The 24,833-nt window shown below is 65.0% G+C and carries 24 protein-coding genes; 13 read left to right on the forward strand and 11 right to left on the reverse strand.

The features are described from left to right. Window positions 1–154: 154 nt before the first annotated feature. Window positions 155–1,255, forward strand: coding sequence for a Glu/Leu/Phe/Val dehydrogenase dimerization domain-containing protein (locus FFY45_RS12150; protein WP_176340623.1), 1,101 nt, complete (start codon window positions 155–157; stop codon window positions 1,253–1,255). 43 nt (window positions 1,256–1,298) lie between these two features. Here FFY45_RS12150 and FFY45_RS12155 read toward each other — a convergent pair whose 3' ends face one another. Then, window positions 1,299–4,148: an autotransporter serine protease gene (locus FFY45_RS12155; RefSeq protein WP_176340624.1), complete on the reverse strand. Its 2,850-nt coding sequence runs from the start codon at window positions 4,146–4,148 to the stop codon at window positions 1,299–1,301. 172 nt (window positions 4,149–4,320) lie between these two features. Here FFY45_RS12155 and FFY45_RS12160 point away from each other — a divergent pair, with 172 nt between their 5' ends. Next, window positions 4,321–5,496 (forward strand): thiolase family protein, encoded by a 1,176-nt coding sequence (locus FFY45_RS12160; protein WP_176340625.1) that lies wholly within the window; start codon window positions 4,321–4,323, stop codon window positions 5,494–5,496. A gap of 122 nt (window positions 5,497–5,618) precedes the next feature. Beyond that, window positions 5,619–5,960, forward strand: a complete 342-nt coding sequence (locus FFY45_RS12165) for a hypothetical protein (protein WP_176340701.1) — start codon at window positions 5,619–5,621, stop codon at window positions 5,958–5,960. Here FFY45_RS12165 and FFY45_RS12170 read toward each other — a convergent pair whose 3' ends face one another. Then, window positions 5,961–6,191 (reverse strand): hypothetical protein, encoded by a 231-nt coding sequence (locus FFY45_RS12170; protein ID WP_217902559.1) that lies wholly within the window; start codon window positions 6,189–6,191, stop codon window positions 5,961–5,963. On the opposite strand from FFY45_RS12170, the gene FFY45_RS12175 reads away from it, so the two are divergent. The 9 genes from FFY45_RS12175 (at window position 6,157) to pdeM (ending at window position 15,810) form a co-directional block, all read left to right on the forward strand. Then, entirely contained in the window at window positions 6,157–6,483 is a 327-nt protein-coding gene (locus FFY45_RS12175) for an XAC1346 family secretion chaperone (RefSeq protein WP_104549885.1), read from the forward strand. The two genes, FFY45_RS12170 and FFY45_RS12175, sit on opposite strands and share 35 nt — an antisense overlap. Window positions 6,484–6,744: 261 nt before the next feature. Continuing rightward, window positions 6,745–8,454 (forward strand): diguanylate cyclase, encoded by a 1,710-nt coding sequence (locus tag FFY45_RS12180; protein ID WP_176340626.1) that lies wholly within the window; start codon window positions 6,745–6,747, stop codon window positions 8,452–8,454. Window positions 8,455–8,550: 96 nt separating this feature from the next. Beyond that, window positions 8,551–9,126: a bactofilin family protein gene (locus tag FFY45_RS12185; protein WP_176340627.1), complete on the forward strand. Its 576-nt coding sequence runs from the start codon at window positions 8,551–8,553 to the stop codon at window positions 9,124–9,126. Further along, a complete protein-coding gene (locus FFY45_RS12190) occupies window positions 9,123–9,488 on the forward strand; it encodes a hypothetical protein (RefSeq protein ID WP_055820037.1) in 366 nt (121 codons plus the stop codon). Before FFY45_RS12185 ends, FFY45_RS12190 begins: the two co-directional genes overlap by 4 nt. Window positions 9,489–9,842: 354 nt before the next feature. After that, on the forward strand, window positions 9,843–10,853 hold the full coding sequence (locus FFY45_RS12195; protein WP_176340628.1) for a ligase-associated DNA damage response exonuclease: 1,011 nt from the start codon (window positions 9,843–9,845) through the stop codon (window positions 10,851–10,853). After that, window positions 10,850–11,083: a hypothetical protein gene (locus FFY45_RS12200; RefSeq protein WP_176340629.1), complete on the forward strand. Its 234-nt coding sequence runs from the start codon at window positions 10,850–10,852 to the stop codon at window positions 11,081–11,083. Before FFY45_RS12195 ends, FFY45_RS12200 begins: the two co-directional genes overlap by 4 nt. Beyond that, a complete protein-coding gene (locus FFY45_RS12205) occupies window positions 11,080–12,684 on the forward strand; it encodes an ATP-dependent DNA ligase (RefSeq protein WP_176340630.1) in 1,605 nt (534 codons plus the stop codon). Before FFY45_RS12200 ends, FFY45_RS12205 begins: the two co-directional genes overlap by 4 nt. Then, entirely contained in the window at window positions 12,681–15,176 is a 2,496-nt protein-coding gene (locus FFY45_RS12210; protein ID WP_176340631.1) for a ligase-associated DNA damage response DEXH box helicase, read from the forward strand. Before FFY45_RS12205 ends, FFY45_RS12210 begins: the two co-directional genes overlap by 4 nt. Continuing rightward, window positions 15,166–15,810 carry a ligase-associated DNA damage response endonuclease PdeM gene (gene pdeM / locus FFY45_RS12215; protein ID WP_176340632.1) on the forward strand — a complete coding sequence of 215 codons (645 nt, stop codon included), beginning with the start codon at window positions 15,166–15,168 and terminating at the stop codon, window positions 15,808–15,810. The genes FFY45_RS12210 and pdeM overlap by 11 nt, the downstream gene beginning before the upstream one ends. An 80-nt stretch (window positions 15,811–15,890) precedes the next feature. Here pdeM and FFY45_RS12220 read toward each other — a convergent pair whose 3' ends face one another. The 9 genes from FFY45_RS12220 to FFY45_RS12260 all read right to left on the reverse strand — a co-directional run bounded on the left by FFY45_RS12220 (window position 15,891) and on the right by FFY45_RS12260 (window position 24,055). After that, window positions 15,891–17,186, reverse strand: a complete 1,296-nt coding sequence (locus FFY45_RS12220; RefSeq protein ID WP_255171946.1) for an FAD-dependent oxidoreductase — start codon at window positions 17,184–17,186, stop codon at window positions 15,891–15,893. Between the two features lie 97 nt (window positions 17,187–17,283). Continuing rightward, entirely contained in the window at window positions 17,284–17,490 is a 207-nt protein-coding gene (gene cspE, locus FFY45_RS12225; RefSeq protein WP_003488188.1) for a transcription antiterminator/RNA stability regulator CspE, read from the reverse strand. 87 nt (window positions 17,491–17,577) lie between these two features. After that, entirely contained in the window at window positions 17,578–18,330 is a 753-nt protein-coding gene (locus FFY45_RS12230) for an S-methyl-5'-thioinosine phosphorylase (RefSeq protein WP_055820018.1), read from the reverse strand. A gap of 86 nt (window positions 18,331–18,416) precedes the next feature. Continuing rightward, the gene (locus FFY45_RS12235) at window positions 18,417–18,971 is read right to left on the reverse strand and encodes a hypoxanthine-guanine phosphoribosyltransferase (protein ID WP_176340633.1); all 555 of its coding nucleotides are present in this window, start codon (window positions 18,969–18,971) and stop codon (window positions 18,417–18,419) included. Then, window positions 18,971–19,975 carry a beta-N-acetylhexosaminidase gene (gene nagZ / locus FFY45_RS12240; RefSeq protein WP_176340634.1) on the reverse strand — a complete coding sequence of 335 codons (1,005 nt, stop codon included), beginning with the start codon at window positions 19,973–19,975 and terminating at the stop codon, window positions 18,971–18,973. The genes FFY45_RS12235 and nagZ overlap by 1 nt, the downstream gene beginning before the upstream one ends. Window positions 19,976–20,127: 152 nt before the next feature. Further along, window positions 20,128–21,693, reverse strand: a complete 1,566-nt coding sequence (locus FFY45_RS12245; RefSeq protein WP_343204099.1) for a cryptochrome/photolyase family protein — start codon at window positions 21,691–21,693, stop codon at window positions 20,128–20,130. A gap of 4 nt (window positions 21,694–21,697) precedes the next feature. Continuing rightward, a complete protein-coding gene (locus FFY45_RS12250; protein WP_439333531.1) occupies window positions 21,698–22,732 on the reverse strand; it encodes an NAD(P)/FAD-dependent oxidoreductase in 1,035 nt (344 codons plus the stop codon). A 15-nt stretch (window positions 22,733–22,747) separates the two neighbouring features. Further along, complete coding sequence (locus FFY45_RS12255) at window positions 22,748–23,431, reverse strand: DsbA family oxidoreductase (protein WP_176340637.1); 684 nt, start codon at window positions 23,429–23,431, stop codon at window positions 22,748–22,750. Between the two features lie 126 nt (window positions 23,432–23,557). Continuing rightward, window positions 23,558–24,055, reverse strand: a complete 498-nt coding sequence (locus FFY45_RS12260) for a CYTH domain-containing protein (RefSeq protein ID WP_176340638.1) — start codon at window positions 24,053–24,055, stop codon at window positions 23,558–23,560. A gap of 239 nt (window positions 24,056–24,294) precedes the next feature. Between FFY45_RS12260 and FFY45_RS12265 the strand changes: the two genes are divergently transcribed. Beyond that, window positions 24,295–24,798, forward strand: a complete 504-nt coding sequence (locus FFY45_RS12265) for a hypothetical protein (protein WP_255171947.1) — start codon at window positions 24,295–24,297, stop codon at window positions 24,796–24,798. Window positions 24,799–24,833: the final 35 nt, after the last annotated feature.

Consider the following 24,833-nt stretch of genomic DNA (forward strand, 5'->3'; position numbering starts at 1 on the left):
AGATTCATACACAAGCCCCTACCGACGTGGTTTAAAATGTTGCAGCGCGACGTGATCGGACAGGGTCTGCAGACGTCGCGTTTTTTGTTTCCCATTGCACGGGTCCAGACCCGGCCTCAGGGAAGGCACATCACGCAGCCCCGCGGAGCCTTCGATGCTTTTCGAAACCCTCGATACCACCGGCCACGAGCAGGTGATTTTCTGTCACAACCGCGACGCCGGCCTCAAAGCGATCATCGCCTTGCACAGCACCCGCCTCGGGCCGGCATTGGGCGGCTTGCGCATGCGCCCCTACCCCACTAGCGAAGCCGCACTCGATGACGCGCTGCGGCTCAGCCGCACCATGACCTACAAGAACGCGCTGGCCGGCCTGAATGTCGGCGGCGGCAAGGCGGTGATCATCGGCGACCCCAAAACCGACAAGAGCGAAGCGCTGTTCCGCGCGTTCGGCCGTTTTGTCGACACCCTGGGCGGGCGCTACATCACCTCCGAAGACGTGGGCACCGACGTCAACGACATGGAAAAGATCTACCTGGAGAGCGAGTACGTCACCGGCGTGCATCAGGTGCATCGCGGCTCCGGCGACCCGGCGCCGTTCACTGCCTACGGCGCGCTGCAAGCGCTAATGGCCTCGCTCAATCGCAGGCTCGGCCATGAAGAAGTCGGCAAGTCCAGCATCGCGATCCAGGGCCTGGGCCATATCGGCATGGAGCTGGTCAAGCTGCTCAAGGAACGCGGCGCCAAACTCTATGTGACCGATCTGAACCCGGCGCTGATGGACCGCGCAGTGGCCGAATACGGCGCCGAAGCCGTGCGTGTGGACGAGATCTACGAAGTGCCGGCCGATGTGTTCGCGCCGTGCGCGCTGGAAGGCGCGATCAACGAACAGACCCTGCCACGGCTCAAGGCCAAGATCATTTGCGGCACTGCCAACAACCAGCTCGCCAGCGCCGCCATCGGGCAAGAGTTGCACAAGCGCGGCATCCTGTACGCACCCGATTACGTGGTGAATGCTGGCGGCGTGATGAATGTGTCGCTGGAGATCGACGGCTACAACCGCGAACGTGCGATGCGGCTGATCCGCAGCATCTATCACAATCTGGAAAAGGTGTTCGATCTGTCCACGCAGCTGGGCGTACCGCCGCAGCAGGCAGCCGATCAGATTGCCGAAACGCGTATCGAGGCCATCAGCAAGCTCAAATTGCCGCTGGGCCGCACCGCACCGCGTTTTTTGCACAAGCTGCGCGGCGAGTGATCCGCATGCCCAGGCAGCAGTGCCTGGGCATGCAGGACGCCGATCAGAAATCGGCGCTGTAACGCAGGCTCAGCGCGCGATCGTCGCCGCGCTCGCCCACCCGCTGGTCGTAACCGAAACGCAGCTGGCTCCGGTTGCCGAACGGCGCCGAGGCCGCGATGCCGAACAGACCACCCGAGCGCGCCGGCTGCATGCCGCGCAACGGCGCCCACGCATCCACGCCGATGAAGCTGGCATCCAGCATCAGGCCTTCGCTGCTCAATGCCTGCTGCCACTCGGCATAACCGCCCAACTGGATGCCACGCCAGCGATATGCCGAACGCACACCGGCCAGCACCTGCGTGCGCGAGGAGGTGCTGGCATCGGCACGCAACCCGAAACCGTCGCCACCACTTTCGCGGAAGCCCTCGCTACGCAGCCGCACGTAATCCAGACCCATATACGGCGTCAGCGATGCGCGTGCACCGCCCCAGCGGTAGCCGGTTTCCAGGTTGCCACTGAGGTAACTGCCGCTGTAGTCGCTGAAGGCGCTGCTGCGGTCTTCGCCGAACTGCAGGCTGCGCTCGATCTGCCGATCGACATTGCCGAAACCCAGCTGACCCAGCGTGTAGGCTGAGCCCAGCGTGGTGCCCCAGTACAGCTGACCTTGCACCTGACGATCGCGCCCACGCGCACCGTCCAGATCGCCCAGGCTGTTGGAGCGCGTTTCGCCGAAGGCAAAACCTGCGACCGCGCCGGAGGCCAGACGCAGATCATTGCCCATCATCCAGCCGGAGGTGGCGAATCCGGAAGTGGTCACCCCGCCCTCGCCCGGCCCGCCGAGCGCACGTTGCCAGACGCCGAGCATGCGCGGCTGCTGCGACAAGCCATCGAAATGCGCCGCCAACGCACGCCGGCCCAGATCGATGGTATCGAAGGTCATCGCGGCCGAGGCCGCATGCGCACGACCGGACAGACTGCGCAACGAATCGGCGGCAGCCTTCGCATTCGGCGATTGCTGCAACGCCGCTGCGGCGCGAATGAAGCCGTTACTGATCGCGCCGCTGCCTTGCAGTTGTTGCGCATCCACCTGCTGGAACGCCTGCTCGACACGCACTGCCGAATCCATCGACGCAGTGCCGATGACGCCCAGCGTTGCCGCAACAGCAGTGACATCCATGCGCCGCAACGTCAGATACGCGCTATTGCTGTCGTAGCTCAGATTGGCATCGAGGAAGGTCACTGCCGGCCCGTTGCTGAGCGAATCGAACCGACCCTGCAGCCCGTTGGTGGCTTGCAGCAAGGTGTAGGTGTTGTTGTCGATCACGTAATCGCGCCGGCCGAGCACTTGCAGATCGCCCGCGATCGTCGCGGTGCCCGCAACGTTCAAACGATCGCCGACGTTCAAGGCCAGACGGCCATCACCCGCCTGGGTGTAATTGCCGGTGACAGACAGCGCCGCACTGTTGACCTGCAGCGTGCCGGCGTTGTTCACCGTTCCACCAATCCTGCCGGCACCGACCAGCCTGGCGCCATTGGCGATGCCCACGCGCGCGCTCTGCAGACTGGCGGTCTGCAAGGTGCCACCGAGCACCTGGGTGTCGCCGGCAAAGGTGTTGGCATCGCTACTCAATACCAAGGTACCGGTCCCGCGCTTGGTCAGGCCACCGCTGCCGCTGATGTCGTTGGCCCAGGTCGAACGCAAGGTATTGACGGTGACATCCACCGTCCCCCAATCGAAACGTGCCGGTCCCAGCACCGCCTTGCCGACATTGAGCAAGCCGTAGCCGAACGTCGGATCGACGCCCGCTGCGCCCAGATCGGTGGCAGTTCCCAGCAACGTCTGGCGCACCAGATCATTGTTGAAATACGGAAACGCCTCCCACACCAGTGCGGCAGCACCGGACACCAGCGGCGCGGCAAACGAGGTGCCGCTGCCATAGAAGTAACGGATGTTGCTGGCGGTGGCATCGGGGTCGAGAAACATCGAGGTGCCCGGCGCCACCAGGCAGTAACGCATCGCAACGCCGCAAGCATTGGAGTACGAGGCCAGCTGCGTGGGATTGGCGGTATCCAGTGCGGCGACCACCAACCAGCCGCGTTCCAGATCGGCGGCCGGCAGCGTCCCGTTCGGACCCAGCTGGCTGGGCAGCGCCGCCGTATCGGAGGGCTGCGCACGCGATTCGTTGCCCGACGCAAACACCACCAGCCCATCGTTGCCGATGATGAAAGGCCGGTATTCCTGCGCAATCTGATTGGTCACCGCAGGGTCGTTCCAATATAGCCCGCCCCACGAATTATTCATGATGCGCACGCCTGCGCTGATCAGGTCGGCATGCACGCCGGCCAGTCCAAGCGGGCCATCGACCTCGTTGCCTTCGCCGCTACCGTCATCGTCCGGCGCTTCATCGCTGATGATGCGTGCGGACACCAGGCCTGCGCCGCTGGCGATGCCGCCCGGCCACTGCCCCACGGCACGCCCGGCCGCCAGCTGCGCCACCACGGTGCCGTGGCCCACCACATCGCCCGCAGCGACATTGTTGGTGCGCGGATCGACATAGATGAAGCTGTCGCTGACCCGCCCCTGCAAGGCCGGATGATTGGTATTGATGCCGGTATCGATCACGCCGATGCGAAACCCCGCACCGGTGAACCCCAACGCCTGCGCAGCGCGTGCATTGATCAGCGCCAGATGCGCGTCGAATGCGGGTTCCGGTGTCGTCGGCGGTGCCACCACTGGCGGTGGCGGCGGTGGCGGTGAGGTTGGCGGCGGTGGTGGCGGTGGCGAGGTCGGTGGCGGTGCAGTCGGTGTGGTCGGACGAATGCCGCCACCACCTCCACCGCCGCCACACGCGGTCAACGCCACAGCCAGCGCCGAGGCCAGGACAGTCCTGGCGACGTCTCTCTTCTTCATCTGAGTTGTTCTCCCCGAACCCATTCCATGGATAGGGCCCAATCCGGACCCGAACGACGTCTTTATAACGCATCGTCACGCCACTGTCGCAGCTAACTGAGTAGCGAATGTCGCGGCTGGCGCGAACGGAGCATGAGGCAGATAATCGTTTCACTTTAAACGGTATCTCTCTATGTCCGACATCGTCATCGTTGCTGCCAAACGCACTGCCATCGGCTCGTTCCTTGGCCAATTCAATGGTGTGCCGGCGCCCAGACTCGCCGCCGCCGCCATCGAGGGTGCGCTGGCGCAAGCCGGAATCGCAGCGGCCGACATTTCAGAAGTCATCGTCGGCTGCGTGCTGCCGGCCAACCTCGGCCAGGCGCCTGCACGTCAGGCTGCGATTGCGGCAGGCATTCCCACCTCCACCGGCGCCACCACCATCAACAAGGTGTGCGGCTCGGGCATGAAGGCGATCATGTTCGCACACGATCTGATCAAGGCAGGCTCGGCCAGCATCGTGGTCGCCGGCGGCATGGAGTCGATGAGCAACGCGCCGCATCTGCTGCCCAACTCGCGCACCGGCAACCGCTACGGCAACTTCCAGGCAGTCGACCACATGGCCTGGGATGGTCTGACCAATCCGTACGACGGCCAGGCGATGGGCGTGTTCGGCGAAGCCACTGCGGAGAAGTTCGATTTCAGTCGCGCCGATCAGGATGCCTTCGCGATCGCCTCGGTCGAGCGTGCGCAGGCGGCGCAGCGCAGCGGCGCGTTCGCCGATGAAATCGTTCCGGTCACCGTGGCAACCCGCAAGGGCGAGGTCGTCGTGGACAGCGATGAGCAGCCCGGCAAATCCGATGTGGCCAAGATTCCGACCCTGAAGCCGGCCTTCAAGAAGGACGGCACCGTCACCGCCGCCAGTTCGTCGAGCATTTCCGACGGCGCGGCAGTCACCATCCTGATGCGCGCAGACGATGCGCAACGTCGTGGCATCACGCCGTTGGCGCGCATCGTCGGGCATGTCACCCACTCGCAGGAACCTGAGTGGTTCACCACCGCACCGGTGGCCGCGATCCAGACCCTGGTCGGCAAGATCGGCTGGCACCTGGACCAGGTGGATCTGTTCGAAATCAACGAAGCGTTCGCGGTGGTACCGATGGTGCCGATCAAGGAACTGGGCATCGCGCACGACAAGGTCAACGTGCATGGCGGCGCCTGCGCACTCGGCCATCCGATCGGCGCATCCGGTGCGCGCTTGGTGGTGACATTGGTGAACGCGTTGCGCACGCGCGGCGGCAAGCGCGGAATCGCGACGCTGTGCATCGGCGGCGGCGAAGCGACCGCCATCGCTATCGAATTGATTTGATTGTTTTTAACGGCGATTTTGCAAAACTGAATGCGCGCACGCTTGACACTAGTCTTGTGGCCGTCATCATGTCGGGGGCGCGCAATAGCGCGTTGCCTAATCTAACGACGAGGATTGAAACAATGACCATTAACAAGCTGCTGATCGCAATGGCTCTGGGCCTGGCCCTGACCGCTTGCTCGAAGCCGGAACAGGCTCAGGACGCTGCTGCTTCGGCTAACGAAGCTGCTGCCGACGCTCAGACCGCTGCTGACCAGGCTGCTGCCTCGGGCTCGCAGTCGGCTGACGCCGCTCAGGCTGCTGCCAACACCGCTGCTTCTTCGGCTGACACCGCTGCTGACGCTGCTCAGGCTGCTTCCGGCGCCGCGACCGACGCTGCTGCTGATCAGGCTGCCGACGCTGCCAAGACGGCTGAAAACACCGCCGAAGCTGCTAAGGACACCGCCGAAGAAGCCAAGAAGTAATCACTTCTTAGCTCCAAGCGAGTTCGGAGAAAGCCGCTGGTTTCCAGCGGCTTTTTCTTTGCCTGCGATTTGTTCGGCGGATGGCACAGCCGCGTGCCCGCCCGGCGGCTGAATGGCCATTGCGGCATTGACGCGCACTGCATTGGCTCCTGCATAAGCTCCGCCTTCCAACACCGGAACAGGAACAGGACCACCCATGAAGACGATCCGCATGCTGTCGTTGAGCGCCATTGCCGCCCTCTCGCTCGCCGCCTGCCAAGGCCCTGATGCAGAGCAGGCGCGCCGCGATGCCGCATCCGCCGCCAAGCACGCTGCTGCTGCCACCGAGCAGGCCGCCGATCGCGCTGCCGTGCAGGCCAAGGCTGCCACTGCCGACGCACGCGTGGCCGCTCGCGAATTGGCAGCCGATGCCAGCCGCGCAACCGCCAATGCCGCCGACGCCACCGCCGACAAGACCCGCGAGATGGCCAACAAGGCCGAGCAGAACGCCGACAAGCACGACGCAGAGCATCCGGAGCACTAAGAGCGCGGCTGTCACAACGACTGCGCTCACCGCTAGGCGGGCAAGGTCGGTGCTCGGAATCGGCATGTACCACGCGTACCTTCCGGCTCCGCCGCCGCGTACTTACCCACTAACGGCCGCCCGCTGCGTTTGTCAGCCACTCTGAAACACCGCGTGACCCCGTTGGCACTTTGCGCACGCGCCGGCTTTATCGAGCCGGCGCGTGCGTTTGTCGGCGGCAGAAAGCGCATGTTGTCGAGCACGGCAGGCTAGCATCGGCGCATGCCTTCTTCTTTTACTTCGCGCCGCAGCAATCAGCTTGCACTGGCTTTTTCTGCGCTGATTTTCATCGCCATCGGCATCGGCATCTTCGTCGGTGCGCGCCGCTCGCTGGCCGATGCTGCGTGGGTGGCACATACGCATGAAGTGATCGGCCGGATCGACGAGATCCAGGCGCGCATGCTGGATGCCGAATCGGCGCAGCGCGGCTTTTTGCTCACCGGCAACGATGGATATTTGCTCGACTATCAGACCAGCGTCGAGCGCCTGCCGATTCTGCTCGGCAACCTGCGAAGGCTGATTACCGACAACACCACCCAGGAACAACATCTGGACCGGTTGCAGCAACTGGTGGAGACGCGTCTGCAGCAGATCCAGCATGTGCTCGATCTGTATACGCAAAGTGGCCTGGAGCCAGCGCGCGCAAGCATCCGGCAAAGCGCCTTCCGCACTACCAGTGCGATCCGCGAGCAGTCGCTGAGCATGGTGCAGCGCGAACAGGAACTATTGGTGGAGCGCGCCGAAAGCAGCCGGCAAAGTGCGACCTTGCTGCTGGTACTGGCGCTGGCCGGCATTCCATTCGGGCTGGTCGTCGTCGGCACCGTCTACGGCTTGTTGATGCGCGAACTGCGCAATCGCGCGCAGGCCGAGCGGCTCGCGGCGCAGGCCAATCGCGAGCTGGGCGACAGTGTCGGGGCATTGCAACGCAGCACCGCCGATCTCAATCTGCTCAGCCGTTACACCGGCCTGCTGCAGAGTTGCATCAGCGCCGAAGAGGCGTTGGTGGTGACCAGCCGCACCTTGGCCAGCCTGCTGCCCGGCGTGGCCGGAAGCGTGTATCTGCTGCGCGCGTCGCAGGATCGCGCCGAAGCGATCAGCCATTGGGGCGAGCCGCTACTGCAAAGCGCGCCGCATCTGCTGCCGGAAGAGTGCTGGGCGCTGCGCCGGGGCCAGCCGCACATCATCGAAGACCTGCACCGGGATGCGCTGTGTGCGCATATCGCCGTGCCCGATACCACCGCGCCGATCACCACCGCCTGCCTGCCGATGTCGGCGCAAGGCACCCAGCTCGGCTTTCTGTTTCTGTCCTCGCCTGGTCCTGGCCCGATGCCGCGCCTGGAAATCGCCGAGGCCGCTGCCGAACAGTTGTCGTTGGCATTGAGCAATCTGCGTTTGCGCGAATCGCTACGCCGGCAATCCATTCGCGATGCGCTGACCGGGCTGTACAACCGGCGCTATCTGGAAGAATCGCTCAGTCACGAACTGGCGCGTTGCGCACGCCGTGACCTGCCGTTGTCGGTGTTGATGCTGGATGTGGACCACTTCAAACAGTTCAACGACAGCCAGGGCCATGCCGGCGGCGATCTGTTGCTGGCAGCGGTGGGCGAGCTGCTGCTGACCCGCCTGCGTGCCGAAGACGTGGCCTGCCGCTACGGCGGCGAAGAATTCACCGTTATCCTGCCCGAGACCGATGGTGCCGAAGCCATGCGCGTGGCCGAGCAGATTCGCGGCTATATCGCCGCATTGGCGGTCAGCGATGGTCAACGCGCGTTGCCGCGTGTGACCGCCTCGATCGGCGTGGCCAGCTTCCCGGTCGATGGCGAATTGGGTTCGAGCCTGATCCAGAAAGCCGATGCGGCCTTGTATATCGCAAAACATCGCGGACGTAATCGGGTCGAGCAACACGGGGCCGTCGCACCCCCATTGGACTGAGCACGCACGCCGTCGATGTTGGATTGTGGAATTCATCACACAAAAGATCGGTCCACGCGGCGATAGTCGGCCTCGACCCCCAAGCGAGGCAATCCGATGTCGATGTGGCGCGATCAAGGTCCCAACAAGAAAGACGGCGTTCCGGCCGCCCCCGAAGTTCCCCCCGCCGCCGATGGCCGGTTGTTCACCGCCGAGGCCAGCCCCGCTCCGCCGGTGCCTGCCACCGCCCCGTCCAGTGTTGCGCCGGTGACGCCGGCAGCCAGCACTGCGGCCCCGCAGCGCCAAAGTGATGCAAAAGAATCGCTGATCGCCGCCGACATCAGCATCGAAGGCAAGATCGAAGGTGCCGGGCACGTGCGTCTGGCCGGCCGCTTCAAGGGCGACGTCAACGTCAAGGGCGATCTCACCATCGAACGCGGCGCCAAGCTCAACGGCGGCGTGCGCGCCAACAAGGTGATCATCGCCGGCGAACTGGAGGGCAATATCGAATCCGCTGCACAAGTGGAATTGCAGACCTCCGGCGTGCTGGTTGGCGACGTCAAGGCCGGCAGCCTCACCGTGGCGTCGGGTGCCCGCATGCGCGGCCAGGCCGATTTCGGCTGGGGCGAAGACACCGGCAAACCGGTTGGCACGAGCAAGGCAATCGTGAGCGGAGACAGCGACGCCACATGAGTGCACCCCGCCCGGGCACGCCCGGTGCCACACGCAGCTGCCCGCACTGCAAGGCGACGATTCTGGAAAGCGCCAGCGTCTGCCCTGCGTGCAAGCATCACCTGCGCTTCGACTCGGCAGCTGTGCAGCATGCGCAACCCGCCCCGATCGTGCCGCTCAAGGTCGAAGGCACCATCCGTCATCCCGCCGATGGCGATCCATGGGAATACACCGTGGTGGTGTCGGTGCGTAACGGCAAGGGCGAAGAGATTCGGCGCCAGGTCGTGGATGTCGGCGCCATGCAGGGCGGCGAAGAGCGTGGATTTACGTTGGCCGTGGAAGCGACCGCGGTGCGCTCGCCTGGGCGGCGTACGCGGCATTAAGGCATAGGACGGCAAGTCCCAGATGGAAGGCCTGCATGAGATCAGGCGTGCCGGGGATCAGGATCGGAGCGGGATCAACGCGGACGACGCCGATCACTCCTCGCTTTTGATGTTCGCTTGTCAGGTTTTATTTGCGTTCTCGATGCAGCAAAAGGCAACGTCCCAGCGTCCCAGCGACGTTGAAGGCGCACGTCTCGCCACGCGAAACGCTCGACCGCGTCGCGCTAGACGCTTTCTCGTAATCACGCACGCGCCCGCTCGAACCTCGCCGTGCAAGCACGTGTCGAGGCGTTACGCCGATGCATGCTATTCCCATTCTCAGGATCTGCACACCGGCTTGGCCAGAGTTGCCGCATGCGCAACGGCAACGACAAACCTGGCGATCTGGTGGTGCTTGGACCCGAGGGTCTGTATTGCCCGCAGGGCGACTTCCATATCGATCCCTGGCGGCCGGTGCCGCGTGCGGTGATCACCCACGGGCATGGCGACCACGCGCGCAGTGGCATGGGCGAATACCACTGCACGCACGAGAGCCTGCCGATCCTGCAGTGGCGCCTCGGCGAGCAGGTCTATCACACGCATGCCGATGGTGAAGCGTTTCGCCTGGGACGCGCGCAGGTGTCGCTGCATCCGGCCGGCCACGTGCTCGGCTCGGCGCAGGTGCGCATCGAAGTCGATGGCGAGGTCTGGGTCGCCTCGGGCGATTACAAACGCCAGCACGACCCCACCTGCAAACCGTTCGAAGTGGTGCCGTGCGACACCTTCATCACCGAAGCGACCTTCGGGCTGCCGGTATATCGCTGGCCGGATACTTCAGACGTCGCAGCCGATATCGTCGCCTGGCGCCACGAATGCGCCGAGCGTGGCGAAGCGGCAATTCTGTATTGCTATGCGCTGGGCAAGGCGCAACGGGTGTTGGCGGAATTGCGCGCCTGGGACACGCAGCCGGCATTGTTGCATGGTGCGATCGCGGTGGGCGTGGAGGTGTATCGCCAGGCCGGCATCGCGATGCTGGACACCCAACCGGTCAGCGAACATGCGCGCGGCGCCGACTATGCCGGCCAATTGGTGCTGGCGCCGCCCTCGGCGGCCGGCAGTGCCTGGATCCGTCGCTTCCGGCATGCGCAACAGGGGTTTGCATCGGGCTGGATGCGCATTCGCGGCAATCGCCGTCGACGTAATTACGACCGCGGTTTTGTGGTGTCCGATCACGCCGATTGGCCGGACCTGTTGCGCACCATCGAAGAGACCGGCGCGCAGCGCGTGATCGCCACCCATGGCAACACCGATGCATTGATCCAGCATCTGCTGGAACGCGGCGTCGCTGCCGAGGCCTTCCGCACCGATTTCGGAGCCGAGGAATGAACCCGCTGCCCGCCCGTCGTTATGTTCGCGCACGTCCTCGCATTCGCCTGAGCGGCGCGCTCGCATTTCGTCGGCACGCCCTGGTGTTTCGCATTCATCGCGCTGCGCCTGCGGCCACTGTCGGACCGCCGCAGCCGCAGCGTCGCGTACGCAGCTTGAGTGCGTTTACGCAACGCGCGATGAAACTGCGCGCCGCAGACAAATGCGCAACTGCGCAGGCACTGCCGTGAAGCGATTTGCCGCGTTGTACCGCACCCTGGATCGCAGCACCGGCACGCTCGACAAGCGTGCAGCATTGGTGCGTTATTTCGGCAGCGCGCCGCCGCATGATGCGGCGTGGGCGTTGTATTTACTGGCCGGCGGCAAGGTGGCCAGCACACGCATGCGCATCGCCAGCAGCGGCGAGTTGCGCGAATGGATCACCGAAACCGCCGGTATTGCCGATTGGTTGGTTGCAGATAGCTACGACCACGTCGGCGATCTGGCTGAAACGCTGGCCTTGCTGCTGGATGACCCGGCCACCGAAGCGGCCGATTTACCGCTTGCAGAATGGATCGAACAGCGGCTGCTGCCGATCGCCAATCAAGACGTCGATGTACGCAAGGCCTGCATCGTGCAGGCGTGGCGCAGCCTGGCCTTCGACGAGCGCCTGGTGTTCAACAAGCTGCTAACCGGCGCCTTGCGCGTGGGCGTCTCGCAGCGACTGGTGCAGCAGGCCTTGGCCGAGATGTCCGGGATAGAGATCGCGCGCATCGCGCAGCGCATGCTCGGCAGCTGGCGGCCGCATCCGACCTATCTGGCCAACCTGCTGACCGCCGAAGAATTGCCTGGCGATCGGCAGCAGCCCTACTCGTTCTTTCTCGCCTCGCCACTGGAAGCCGAGGTCGAAACGCTGGGCGCGATCGATGCCTGGCTGCTGGAATGGAAGTGGGACGGCATTCGGCTGCAGCTGATTCGACGCGCTGGCGAAGCGGCGTTGTGGTCGCGCGGCGAAGAACGTCTGGATGGTCGTTTTCCGGAAATCGAACAGGCTGCGATGCAGTTGCCCGAGGGCACCGTCATCGATGGCGAGCTGTTGGCCTGGCAAGCGGAGCAGCCATTACCGATGCCGTTCACCGCCTTGCAGACACGCATCCAGCGGCTCAAGCCCGGACCCAAAACCTTGGCGGCGGCGCCGGCGCGCGTGGTCGCCTACGATTTGCTTGAGCTCGACGGCGAGGATTTACGCGAGCGCCCCTTGCAGGAGCGTCGCGCGCTGCTGGAAGGCGTGCTGGCCACACTCGCCGACCCACGCATCGTTGCCTCGCCATTGGTGCAGGTGAGCGATTGGCAGGCCGCCGCGCAAGTGCGCCTGGATGCACGCGAGCGCGGCGTGGAAGGGCTGATGCTCAAGCGCGCCAACTCGATCTACCAGTCCGGTCGCCGACGCGGCGACTGGTGGAAATGGAAGATCGATCCGCTCACCATCGATGCGGTGCTGCTGTATGCGCAAGCCGGTCATGGCCGGCGCAGCACGCTGTACACCGACTACACGTTCGGGCTGTGGCACGAGGGCCAGCTGGTGCCGATCGCCAAGGCCTACTCCGGTCTGGACGACAAGGAAATTCTGCAACTGGATCGCTGGATCCGCGCCAATACCACCGAGCGCTTCGGCCCGGTGCGCGCGGTCACCGCGCATCATGTTTTCGAGCTGGGATTCGAAGCGGTCAACCGCAGCGCGCGGCACAAGTCCGGCATTGCGGTGCGTTTTCCGCGGATTTTGCGCTGGCGCCAGGACAAGCCGATGGCCGAGGCCGATCACCTGAGCAGCTTGCAGGCGCTGGCACGGTGAGCGACGCGCAGCAGACACGCGGCACGCCGTTGCAGCAATGGCGTGCCTGGTTCGCGCAGCGCGGCTGGGCGCCGTTACCGTTTCAACGCGATGTGTGGAAGCGCTATCTCGATGGCGAATCCGGCTTGCTGCATACGCCAACCGGCAGCGGCAAGACGCTGGCGGCCTTCGGCGGGCCGCTGCTGGAAGCGTTGGCTGCACGCGGGCGCCGCACGCCGATCAAATCTGTCACGACGACTGCGCGCCGTCAGCAGCAACGCACACTGCAAGTACTGTGGATCACCCCGTTGCGCGCACTCGCCGCCGATACCGCACGCGCCCTGCGTGAACCGGTGGAAGCACTGGGGCTGGATTGGCAGGTGGGCTTGCGTACCGGCGATGCCAGCGCGCGCGACAAGCGGCTGGCGCGCAGCGGCAAGCTCGATGTACTGGTCACCACGCCAGAATCGTTGGCCTTGTTGCTCTCGTACCCCGACACCGCGCCGCAGTTGTCGGCGCTGCGCTGCGTGATCGTCGACGAGTGGCATGAGCTACTCGGCAACAAGCGCGGCGTGTTGCTGCAACTGTGCTTGGCGCGCTTGCGCGGCTGGGCGCCGGAACTACGCCTCTGGGGCTTGTCGGCGACGTTGTGCAACTTATCCCAAGCACGCGATGTGCTGTTGCCGCATCGCCCGGATGCTGCGCTGGTCTCGGGCGTCAAACCGCGCGCGATGACGTTGGAGACGTTGCTGCCGGAGAGCGGCGAACGCTTTCCCTGGGCCGGGCATCTGGGCCTGGCGCAGCTGGCGCGCGTGCTGCAGAAGATCATGCAGCAACGTACCAGCCTGGTGTTTACCAACACGCGCGCGCAGGCCGAGTTGTGGCATCAGGCCTTGAACGCGGTGTGGCCGGACGATCCGGCCACGCTCGCGTTGCATCACGGCTCGCTGGACCCCTCGCTGCGCGCAGCGGCCGAACTCGGCTTACGCGACGGCAGCCTGCGCTGCGTGGTGGCAACCTCCAGCCTGGATCTGGGCGTAGATTTTCCGGCGGTGGATCAGGTGCTGCAGGTCGGCAGCCCGAAAGGCATTGCCCGCTTGCTGCAGCGTGCCGGCCGCGCGCGTCATCGCCCGGGCGAATCAGGGCATGTGGTGTGCGTGCCCTCGCATGCGCTGGAACTGGTGGAATACGCCGCTGCGCGCCGCGCGATCGTGCACGGACATATCGAGGCACGCCCACCGCCGCGTTTGTCGCTGGATGTACTGGCGCAGCACTGCGTCACCCTCGCACTCGGCGGCGGTTTCCACGCCGATGCATTGTTTAAGCAAGTGCGCGGCACCGATGCCTTTGCCGCGCTGGATAAAGCCACATGGCAAGCGGTGCTCGACTTCATCGTGCAAGGCGGCAGCGCGCTGGCGCATTACCCGGATTTCCATAAAGTCGTGCGCGACGAAGAGGGCGTGTATCGCGTCATCGATCGGCGCGTCGCGCTGCGGCATCGCCTGTCCATCGGCACCATCACCAGCGACGGCAGCGTGCGCGTGCAATTTTTGCGTGGCGGGCGTCTGGGCGCGGTGGAAGAACAGTTCGTCGGCCGTCTGCGCCGTGGCGACCGGTTCCAGTTCGCCGGGCGTTTGCTGGAGCTGGTGCGGCTGGAAGACATGACCGCTTATGTGCGCGTGGCCAAGGGCGGCAGTGGCGTGGTGCCCAAATGGATGGGTGGGCGCATGCCGTTGTCGTCGGCATTGGGCCGTGAGGTGGAAGCGGTATTCGCCGATCCCGGCGATGCGCCGGAAATGCAGGCGCTTGCGCCGTTACTGCGCCTGCAGTCATCGCTGTCCTCGCTGCCCGGCCCGGACCATCTATTGGTGGAAAGCATCAAGGCGCGCGATGGCCGACACGTGTTCGTGTATCCGTTCGCCGGCCGCCAGGTCAACGAAGGGCTGGCTGCGTTGCTTGCGGCGCGCTGGGGGCGGCGTCAGCGCAATACGTTTAGTTTTGCCGCCAATGATTATGGCTTTGTGCTCTCGCCCGCGCAGGATGTGGAACTCGATGCGAGCGTGCTGCAGAGCTTGTTGTCGCCGGACGGATTGCTCGACGATCTGCGCGACAGCCTCAATCTGGGCGAGTTGGCACGCCGGCAATTCCGCGAGATCGCACGCGTTGCCGGGTTGCTGTCGCCAGCGCTGCCTGGCCGTGCGCCGCGCAGCCTGCGCCAGCTGCAGGCCTCCAGCGGCTTGCTCTACGACGTCTTGCAGCGCTTCGATCCCGAGCATCTGCTGCTGGCTCAAGCCGAGCGCGAAGTGTTCGAAGGCCAGCTCGAGTTGGCGCGGCTTGCGCATGCACTGAAAGACTGCGCCCGCCGCAAACTACGCCTGTGCAAACCGCGCAGTCTCACTCCCCTGTCGTTTCCGTTATGGGCAGAACGCGTGCGCGGCCAACTGAGTACCGAAGACTGGAAGGCCCGCGTGCTGCGCGCTGCCGAACAACTGGAGCGTAAACATGGGCGATAGCGTGCAACTGCAGCTGGCCGGCGAAACAGTGGAATTGCTCGGCGAGCGTGCGTTGTATCGGCCGGCGCAACGCGCCTTGCTGATCGCCGACCTGCATCTGGGCAAGGCCGATGTGTTCCGCCGGGCGGGCATCGGGATGCCGGCCGGCGGCACCGCGCACGATCTGGATCGGCTGGATGCGCTGCTGGAACAACGCGACGTGGATGCGCTATGGATCCTCGGCGATCTGCTGCACGGGCCTGCCCCGCGCGCGGCCTGGCATCGCCGCTGGAGCGCCTGGCGCGAACGTCATTGCGCGTTGCACGTGATCGCCATCCGCGGCAACCACGACCGCGCGTTGGCCGGTGCGGATCTGCATATCGAAGCGGCCGGCGAGCAGGTGGAAGATGGCCCGTTCGTGCTGCGCCACGATCCCTTGCCGCACCCGACCGGGCACGTGCTGTGCGGACATCTGCATCCGCTGGCCGCACTGCCCGGCATGTCGCGTCGCTGGCCGGCATTCTGGTTGCGCGAGCGCGTCACCATCCTGCCGGCGTTCTCGCATTTCACCGCGGGCATCGTCCCGACGCTGATCGAAGGCGAGCGTCTGGTTGCCTGTGTGGAAGGCGACGCGGTGGCGTTGCCGGTGCGTTAGCGACCCTGCAGTGCGGGCTGCGATCACACCCATCGCTCATCAGATTGGTCACGCGTCTGGCCGGCAACAACCCACACGCGCTACATCACGGCTTTAACGCCATCGGCCTCAGCACGTGTTTGCAGCTGCGGCGACAGTTGCGGTTGCGGTACTGGTTGCGACAACGCCTCCACAAACTCCGGCGCCAATGCCAGCTTGCCGAACCAACCCTGCTGGGTACCGCTGAGCACGCGCAGCATATGTCCGCGCCCGCCAGGCACGCGGCCCATCGGGCGCATCAGAAGGTCGCGTCCGTGTGCCCATAGATCGCGTTCGGACTGGAATAGCGGCGTCAACCAACGGCTCCAGCGGTGGTAGATCGCCACATGCGCCTGGCGCTCATGCTGATAGTGCTGCAAGGCCGCATCCAGATCGGTGCCGACACGCAACGCATCGCGCATCGCCAACGCATCCAGCAGCGCCATGTTGACGCCCTGCCCCAGCTGCGGACTCATCGCATGCGCCGCATCGCCGGCCAGCACGAAACGGCCGCGATGCCAGCGCGTCACCACCGCGTCGCGGTAACTGGCACGCGCCAGTGCGCCATGCACTTGCACGGTTTCCAGACGCGCATGTGCATCCGGCCACATCTGCGCCACTTCATCGCGCCATGCCGTGATGCCGCGCTGTTCCCACGCGGCAAAATCGCTGCACGGCAGGCTCCAGAAAAAACTCAGCCGCGGCGTGTCGTCGCCCGGCCGCGTGCCCACCGGCAGTAAACCGATCATCTTGCGCGCACCGATGTAACGCTGACGCAGCTCATCGACGAACGGCCAATCCTCGCGTGGCAGCAGGCACCACAGCGCGCCCCAGGGATACACCCGATCCAGCCGCGTGCCTTGCGCCTGCGCGCGTAGCGTAGAGGCGGAGCCATCGGCGGCGATGATCAGATCGTACGGACCATGCCAGTGCCCGCGCTGGTCCTGCACACGCACGCCGTCGTGATCGATCGCGGTGATCTGCGTATCCACATGCAGCTGCGCCTGCTCCGGCCATGCATCGCGCAACAGCGCAAACAAGGCCCCGCGCTGCATGCCCAAGCCCATCAGCCGCGTATCCAGATCGCGATACTGCATGTCCATCACCGCGCGCCCGCACGGCGTCTCGCCATATAGCCGCCGCACCGGCGCGCCATGCGCAAGCGCCTGCGGCAGCAATCCCATCTTCCACAACACCTGCAGACCGCTGGGCTGCAGCAGAAATCCTGCGCCCACCGGCCCGGGCGCAGCGGCGCGCTCGAACACGTCCAGTCGATGCCCATCGGCACCCAGCAGCACCGCCAGTGCCTGCCCGGCCGTGCCATAGCCCACTACCGCAATCCGTAATGCTCGTTGCATCGTCCCTGCTCTTTGCTGATCTTCACCGATCCCGCATGGACCGGTGCAAAAAAAACCCCGCCGTGGCGGGGTTCTTCAACCGCACAATCGAGTCACATCACTCGACCGGCGTGATGTTCGAAGCCTGGGCACCCTTGGGGCCCTGGGTCACGTCATAACTGACGCGCTGGCCTTCCTGCAGGCTGCGAAAGCCCTTGGAGTTGATCGCGGAGAAGTGCGCGAAGACATCGGCGCTGCCGTCCTCCGGTGAGATGAAGCCAAATCCCTTGGCGTCGTTGAACCACTTGACGGTACCGTTCGGCATGGTGATGCGAGACCTTTGCAATAATTAATGGGTGGTGTACGGCGGAGCGTACGCGCCGAGTATGCAAAGCTTATGCCCCAATGACAATCACCCGCGTGCAAGTTCGCCAATCAGCTCCGGCAATCCGGACGAGGCCGCATCGACGTTACTCAGCACCTCGGCCATGGTGATTTCCTGCGCGTCGCCGCAGCCGGCCGCCCAGTTCGCAACGATCGCCAAACACGCATATTCCAGGCCTTTTTCGCGTGCGAGACCCGCTTCGGGCATGCCGGTCATGCCGACCAGATCGCAGCCGTCGCGACGCATGCGGGCGATCTCTGCAATCGTTTCCAGCCGTGGTCCCTGCGTGGTTCCATAACATCCATCGGCAACCAGCGTGACACCCGTTACCTTGGCCGCGGCAATGACCTTGCTGCGAAACATCGGCGAATACGGATGACCGAAATCCACGTGCTGCACCTCGCTTCCCGGCTCTTCGCAGAAGGTGGACACGCGGCCCCAGGTGTAATCGATCAACTGATCCGGGCACGCCAATACGCGCGGGCCGAACCGTTCGGTGATGCCGCCCACGGTATTGAGTGCAAGCACGCGCGAGGCGCCGATTTGCTGCAGCGCAGCGATGTTTGCGCGGTAATTCACCTTGTGCGGCGGCAGCGAATGGCCTTCACCATGACGCGCCAGAAACGCCACGCGATGACCCAGCAACATGCCGACGCGAATCGGTCCGGAGGGCGCGCCATACGGTGTTTCGATCTGGTGCGTCTGCACCTCGTCCAGCTGCGCGAGCTTGTAGACACCAGTGCCGCCGATGACGGCCAATGCGATGGAATTGGGGGACACAACCGACCTCTGCTACAAAAAGACATGACGGTGCGCGCACGCATGCGCGCCGGGCTGCCCGCAGCGATGCGGGCACACTGCGGGAGTTACTGCTTCATCGCATAGATGGCGGGAATGCCGCGCAGCTGCTCGTTGACGTCCATGCCGAAACCGAACACGTAGCGGTCGGCCACTTCCACGCCCACATAATCGGCAGCGACGCCGGGCACGCAGCGGTCGTGACGCTTGACGGTCAACACCGCCACACGCACGTCGGTAGCGCCCTGCTCCAGGCACCACTGGCGCACGCCCTGCAGCGTATAGCCCTCATCGAGAATGTCGTCGACCAGAATCACCCGGCGGCCGAACAGCGCGGTGGCCGGGCGGTGCTTCCACACCAGCTCGCCGCCGGTGGTTTCGCCGCGATAACGGGTGGCATGCAGGTAATCGAACTGCAGGTCCTGGCCGCGTGCGCCCAGCTCCAGCGCCAGCTGGCCGGAGAACGGCAGCGCGCCATGCATGATGGTGAGATACACCGGCACTTCGCCGGCATAGTCGCGCGCGATCGCATCGGCAATGCTGCCGACGGCCGCGTCGATGGCGGGGCGGTCGACCAGCAGATCGGCTTGGGCCAGGGCCTGGGAAATGGTGAGCGTGGACATCAGGCAGTTGTTCCGAAAGGGGCGGAAGGGGAAGTGGTGAATGAGGCGTCGGTGCCGGCAAGCAGGCCATCCCAGCCCAGCGCGCCGCGGCCGATCAGGCCGATCAATGCTGCGGTATTGAGGCTGCGGCCTTGCACGGCGTGCAGCGATGCGTCGACCAGTTCCGGGTGGCAGACCAGCACCACGTCACAGCCGGCATCCAGGTGCGCATGCACCCGGCCCGCTACGCCGCCGGCACTGAACGAGGCCGCCATGCCGATGTCGTCGGAGAACACCACGCCGCGGAAGCCCAGTTGCCCGCGCAGGATCTGCTCGATCCAGCGCTGCGAATAACCGGCCGGTTCCGGCGCAATCTGTGGGTAGACCACGTGCGCCATCATCACCGCGTCGGCACCGGCTTCGATGCCGGCCACGAACGGCACCAGGTCCTCGGCCAGCAGCACGTCCAACGGCCGCGGGTCGCTGGCGTGATCGACATGGGTGTCTTCCAGCACGGTGCCGTGGCCGGGGAAATGCTTGAGCGTGGCGGCCATGCCGGCGCCGTGTAGCGCTTGCACATAGGCACGAGTGAAGCTGGCCACGATCTGCGGGTCGTCGCTGAAGGCGCGATCGCCGATGGCGCGGTTGCCGCGGCCCAGATCCACCACCGGCGCAAAGCTCAGATCCACGCCGCTGGCGCGTACTTCGCTGGCCATCAGCTGCGCATGCGCGCGCGCGGCGGCAAGGGCGGCCTCGGGATCCTGCGCATACTGCGCGCCGAAGCTCTGCAGCGGCGCCAGGGCGCTGTAACCGTCGCGAAACCGCTGCACGCGCCCGCCTTCCTGGTCTACGCAGATCAACACCGGACGCGGTGCCGCAGCGCGGATGGACGCGGACAGCTCGGCCACTTGCGTACGCGAGGCGAAGTTACGCTTGAACAGCACCACGCCGGCGACCGCATCGTGCTGCAGCCAGTCGCGCTCCTGTGCACTGAGTTCGGTACCGGCAACGCCGATCAGAAGCATGTTGGGGGACTCCCGGGCCACGCGCCACGTTGGCGCAGCGCGGCATTGTCGCAGATGCGCGTTGCAGCGTCAGATCGCGTATTCAGGCAGGTGCCGTGTTTCTGCCCGTCGGCCCGGTCCACGCAGTCTGCGTGCTGCGATCCGCCCTCCCCTCAGAGCACCTCAAGATTCGCCCGCCAATGCGCTGCCTGCGCCTGGACCTGGGCCAGCACCTGCGGCGTCATGTCGTCGAGCTGCCGGTACGGCATCGTCAGCCGCTCGTTGGCGTGCAGCAGCGTGCGCTGCCGCGCCAGGAAATCCCAGTACAACGCGTTGTACGGGCAGGCCTGCGCGCCGACCCGCGCCTTGCGCTGGTACTTGCAGCCGCCGCAGTAATCGCTCATGCGGTCGATATAGGCCGCGCCGCTGATGTACGGCTTGCTGCCGAGCAGGCCGCCATCGGCAAACTGGCTCATGCCGATCGTATTGGGCAACTCCACCCACTCGAAGGCGTCGATGTAGACGCCCAGGTACCAGCGATGCAGCGCCTGCGGCTCCAGCCCTGCCAGCAGCGCGAAATTGCCGATCACCATCAGCCGCTGGATATGGTGCGCATGCGCATTGGCCAGCGAATTGCCAATGGCATCGGCCAGGCAGCGCATGCCGATCTGCCCGTCCCAGAACCAGTGCGGTAGCGGCGCATGCTGCGCCAGCTGATTGGACTGTGCATAGCCCGGCATCTGCGACCAATACACCCCGCGCACGTATTCGCGCCAGCCCAGAATCTGCCGGATGAAACCTTCCACCGATGCCAGCGGCGCATGTCCGTCATGCAAGGCCGCCTCCGCGCGCGCGATCACCTCGCGTGGATGCAGCAGCTTGACGTTGAGCGCGAACGACAACAGCGAATGGAACAAGCGCGGGCTGCGCGTGCTCATCGCATCTTCGTAGCGGCCGAAGTGCGGCAATGCGTGCGTAATGAACGCCTCCAGGTGCTGCAACGCTTCGTCACGATCCAGCGGCCATGGCAAGGCATCGGCGTTCGGTGCGCCGAAGCTGCGCACGCCGGCCGCTTCGATGCAGCTCCACAGCGCGCGGTGATCGTGCGCTGTGCGCCACTCCTGCGGTGCCGGTGGGTCGCCCGGCCACGGCGCGCGGTTGTCGTGGTCGAAATTCCAGCGACCGCCTTCCGGCTCGCCGGATGCATCGAGCAGGATCCGATGACGACGGCGCATCTTTCGATAGAACACCTCCATGCGCCATTGGCTGCCAGCGCGAAAACAGGCGGCGACGTCATCGCGTTCGGTCAGAAAATGCTCGCTGTCGACCATGCATGTGGCGAAGGGCTGGCGCGCGCACCAGTCTCGCAGCGCTTCATCCAGCCGCCATTCGTCCGGCGCCTGATAGTCGAAATGGGCGGCGTGGTAATGCGCCATCAGCGCGTCAAGATTGGCTGGAATCGACTGCCGATTGCTGGGGTTGTCGATGGCCACGTAACGCACCCGATGACCGGCCTGCCGCAAGCGCGCAGCGAACGCGCGCATCGCCGCGAAGATCGCCAGAATCTTCTGCGCGTGATGCAGCACGTAGTCGGTTTCTTCGCGCACCTCCATCAGCACGTAGACCACGCCCGCATCGGTCGCATCGAACCAGCTGTGCTGCGGATTGAGCTGATCGCCCAGAATCAGGCGCAGCGTGTGTGCGGGCACCTGCGGGTTGAGGTCGGCTGCGCGTGCCACAGCGCTAATCGCGATCGCTGCACACGGCATCGCTGGCGCACACACGCTCCGCCAGCGCCACGCCGCTTTGCCAGGCGCCTTCCACCTTGCCGCCGGCCAACCAGTCGCCACACAGGCCGATGCCCGATTGCGCATCCCAGGCGCAGCCGATCTGCAGGGGCGGCTCCGTGCTGGCCACAGTCCAGCGAGACGCAGCGCAGGACTGCGGCAATGGCAACCCAAGTGCGGCCAACGTTGGCAATACAGTGGCAATCACCGCCTCGGGTGTCGCGTCGAAATGCGCCTGGCTCCAATCGGCATTTGCATGCAGCAGCCAGGTTTCGCTGCCCGTTCGTCCAGGCTTGCTGGTGTTGCGCGCCACCCAGCGCAATGGGCCGGCGTTGACGAACAAGGCGTCGTAACCAGGGTCGAGAGGCGTGTCGAAATGCAGCACCACCGCCCAGGTCGGCTGCATGTTTGCGCCAGCGGCAACCGTCGCGAGCGTGGGCGCAATGTGCTGCAGTAATTCAGCTGCAACCGGCGCCGGCACCGCCAGCACTACCGTGTCGAAGGCGTGTTTTGTCTCGTCTCCCGACACTGCCAGCCGCCATGTGTCGCCGTCGCGCTGCAGAGATCGCACAGCGGTGCCCAATCGAACATCCAGGTCCGCCGCAAGCGCACGCGCCGGTGCGGCCATGTCCGGCACACCGACAAAGCGCGCCAAAACGCTCTGCGAGGGACGAAATTCGATGCCATCCCAACTCGCGACGCGTGCAGGCCAGGCCGCCGCGACGCCGGCCGCAATCCACGCGTCCACCACGGCTGCAAACGCCCGATCGCGTGCGGTGAAATACTGCGCGCCGTGGTCGCATTGCCAGCCATCGCCTGCGCAACTAAGCATGCGGCCGCCGGGAAGATCGCCCTGCTCGAACAGCGTTACCGCACATCCTGCTGTCTGCAGCCGTTGCGCGCAGGCAAGCCCTGCCAAACCGGCACCGATCACCGCAACCGTCTTCGGGCGGGCGGGCTGTGTCATCTGCTCAGCTGTTGGGAGGTGCACGATGCCGCCGGCAGTTCACACCGCACAGCCGTCCGGCCCGCAGGCATCGGGACCACCGATCGGCGCCGATTCGGCCGCCAGCTGCAACAGCGCTTGCGCAAAGCTCTCAGGCGGCTGCGCGCCCTGGATCAGGCTGCGTCCATCGATCACGAAACTGGGCACCGCGCGGATTCCCAGCGCAGTGGCCTGCGCCAATTGCGCCTCCACCGCAACGATGCCTTCATCGGAGTCCAACAGTGCGCGCACGCGTGCTTCGTCGAGACCACCAGCGGCACCGGCATGCACCAGCGTTTCGGTCGCGCCCAGGTTGTGGCCTTCGGCAAAATGCGCATGAAACAGCGCTTCGATCACTGCCTCGACATCGCCCTCATGGCTCGCCAGCCAGATCAGCCGATGTGCGCGTAGCGTGCTGACCTGCACCTGGCCGCGTCCGAAATCGAACGGCAGGCCTTCGGCGCGTGCAGTGGCCTGCGTCTGCGCCAGCATCTGATCCACGCGCGCAGCACCGCCGAACTTTTGCGCCAGCGCATCACGCAACGGTGTCGGTTCCAGACCGGCGTCGGGATCCAGCTGAAACGCGTGGTAATGGATGTCCAGCGCAGGTGCCTGCGCACCAAGCGAGGCCACCGCTTGCTCGAAACGGCGCTTGCCGATCCAGCACCAGGGACAGACAACGTCAGACCAGATATCGATGCGCATGGGCGGGGATTCGTCAGTGGGGATTCGGGATTGGCAGAGCATAGACCGGATTGGAGATTGAGAAGTCGCCAAGCGGTGGCCTGGCGACCAGCTCACCTCCAGCTTTTACGAATCCCAAATCCCGAATCACAAATCCCCGCTCCAGTTCTTGAACGGATGCGAGGCCAGCGCCAGGTTGTAATAGCGCACATCGTCGGTGACTTCCGTGCCGATCCACTCGGGCTTGGCAAATGCCTCGTCGGCACTCCCGAGTTCGATCTCGGCCACCACCAGCGCGGCGTTGTCGCCGAGAAATTCATCCACTTCCCACACGTGGCCCTGGTACTGGACCAGATGCCGGCGCTTGTCGATTAAACCGCCGACACATAGCGCCAGCAGCGCACGCGCATCGGCCACCGGAATCGGATAGTCGAACTCCTGCCGCGTATGCCCCACCTCACGCGATTTCAAATTGAGAAACGCACTGTCGCCCTGGATGCGCACACGCACCGACGCGTTCTGCGCACCACTGCGCATCGCCGCCTGGTCGTTGATATACCCCTGCGCCATCGGGATCACCGCATACGCAGCAGTGCGCCAACCGTCGCCGGTCACGAGAAACTTGCGTTCGATTTCAATGCCCATGTCCACAAGTATGGCGGGACCTGCAGAAAAATGCCTGGCCGACGCAGCCTCGCCACCTCTACACTCCGCCCCCTCTCATTCAAGGACAGAACGCCATGACAGGCCGCCGATATTCCACCCTGCACATTGCGGCGCTCACTGCCGCATTGGTGTGCGCAACTGCCACAGCCGGCGCTGCCGCAGCCACGGTTTCGCTGGCCCAGGCGCAACAGGCACTGGACGCGGCCATCGCCGATGACATGGCAGCCAACACGCAAAAGCAGGGCGACCAGCTCATGTCCGCCATTTTTCATCCGCGCTTGACCGCGTTGACCGGCTGCCTGCCGGCTGTCGACGCCAAACCGGAGACGCTCGATTGCATCGTCACCGGCCAGGCCGGGCTCAGCGAAAGACACATGACGCTGCGGTTTGTCCCGAAAGGGAACGCGTGGGCGTTGCAGCACAGCGAGAAGGACATGGAAGTCGCCGCGCCGGTACCGCCGCAGGATCGCGTGCAGGTGCTCCTGCGCGAGGCCATCAGCCTGTTGCTTGCGCAGGAGAACGACGCGGCGATGCGCACGCGCATTCAAGACGCCGCGCGTACGGCGCAAGTCTCCAGTGTCGAGCACTGCGAACTGGGCAGGGAGGCGCCAGTGGTCGAGTGCGACGTCATCGTTGAAGCCGAAGGCAAACGCGGCACGCGGCCGATGGCCTTCGCGCTGGTTGACGGGCAGTGGCAGAACGCCGTCGAAAAGAAAGACTAAGAGCGGCTGACAAACTACTGCGCAGTCGCGAGGCG

Origin of the sequence: Xanthomonas hortorum (genome assembly GCF_011305375.1) — a bacterium.
Classification (GTDB): domain Bacteria; phylum Pseudomonadota; class Gammaproteobacteria; order Xanthomonadales; family Xanthomonadaceae; genus Xanthomonas; species Xanthomonas hortorum_E.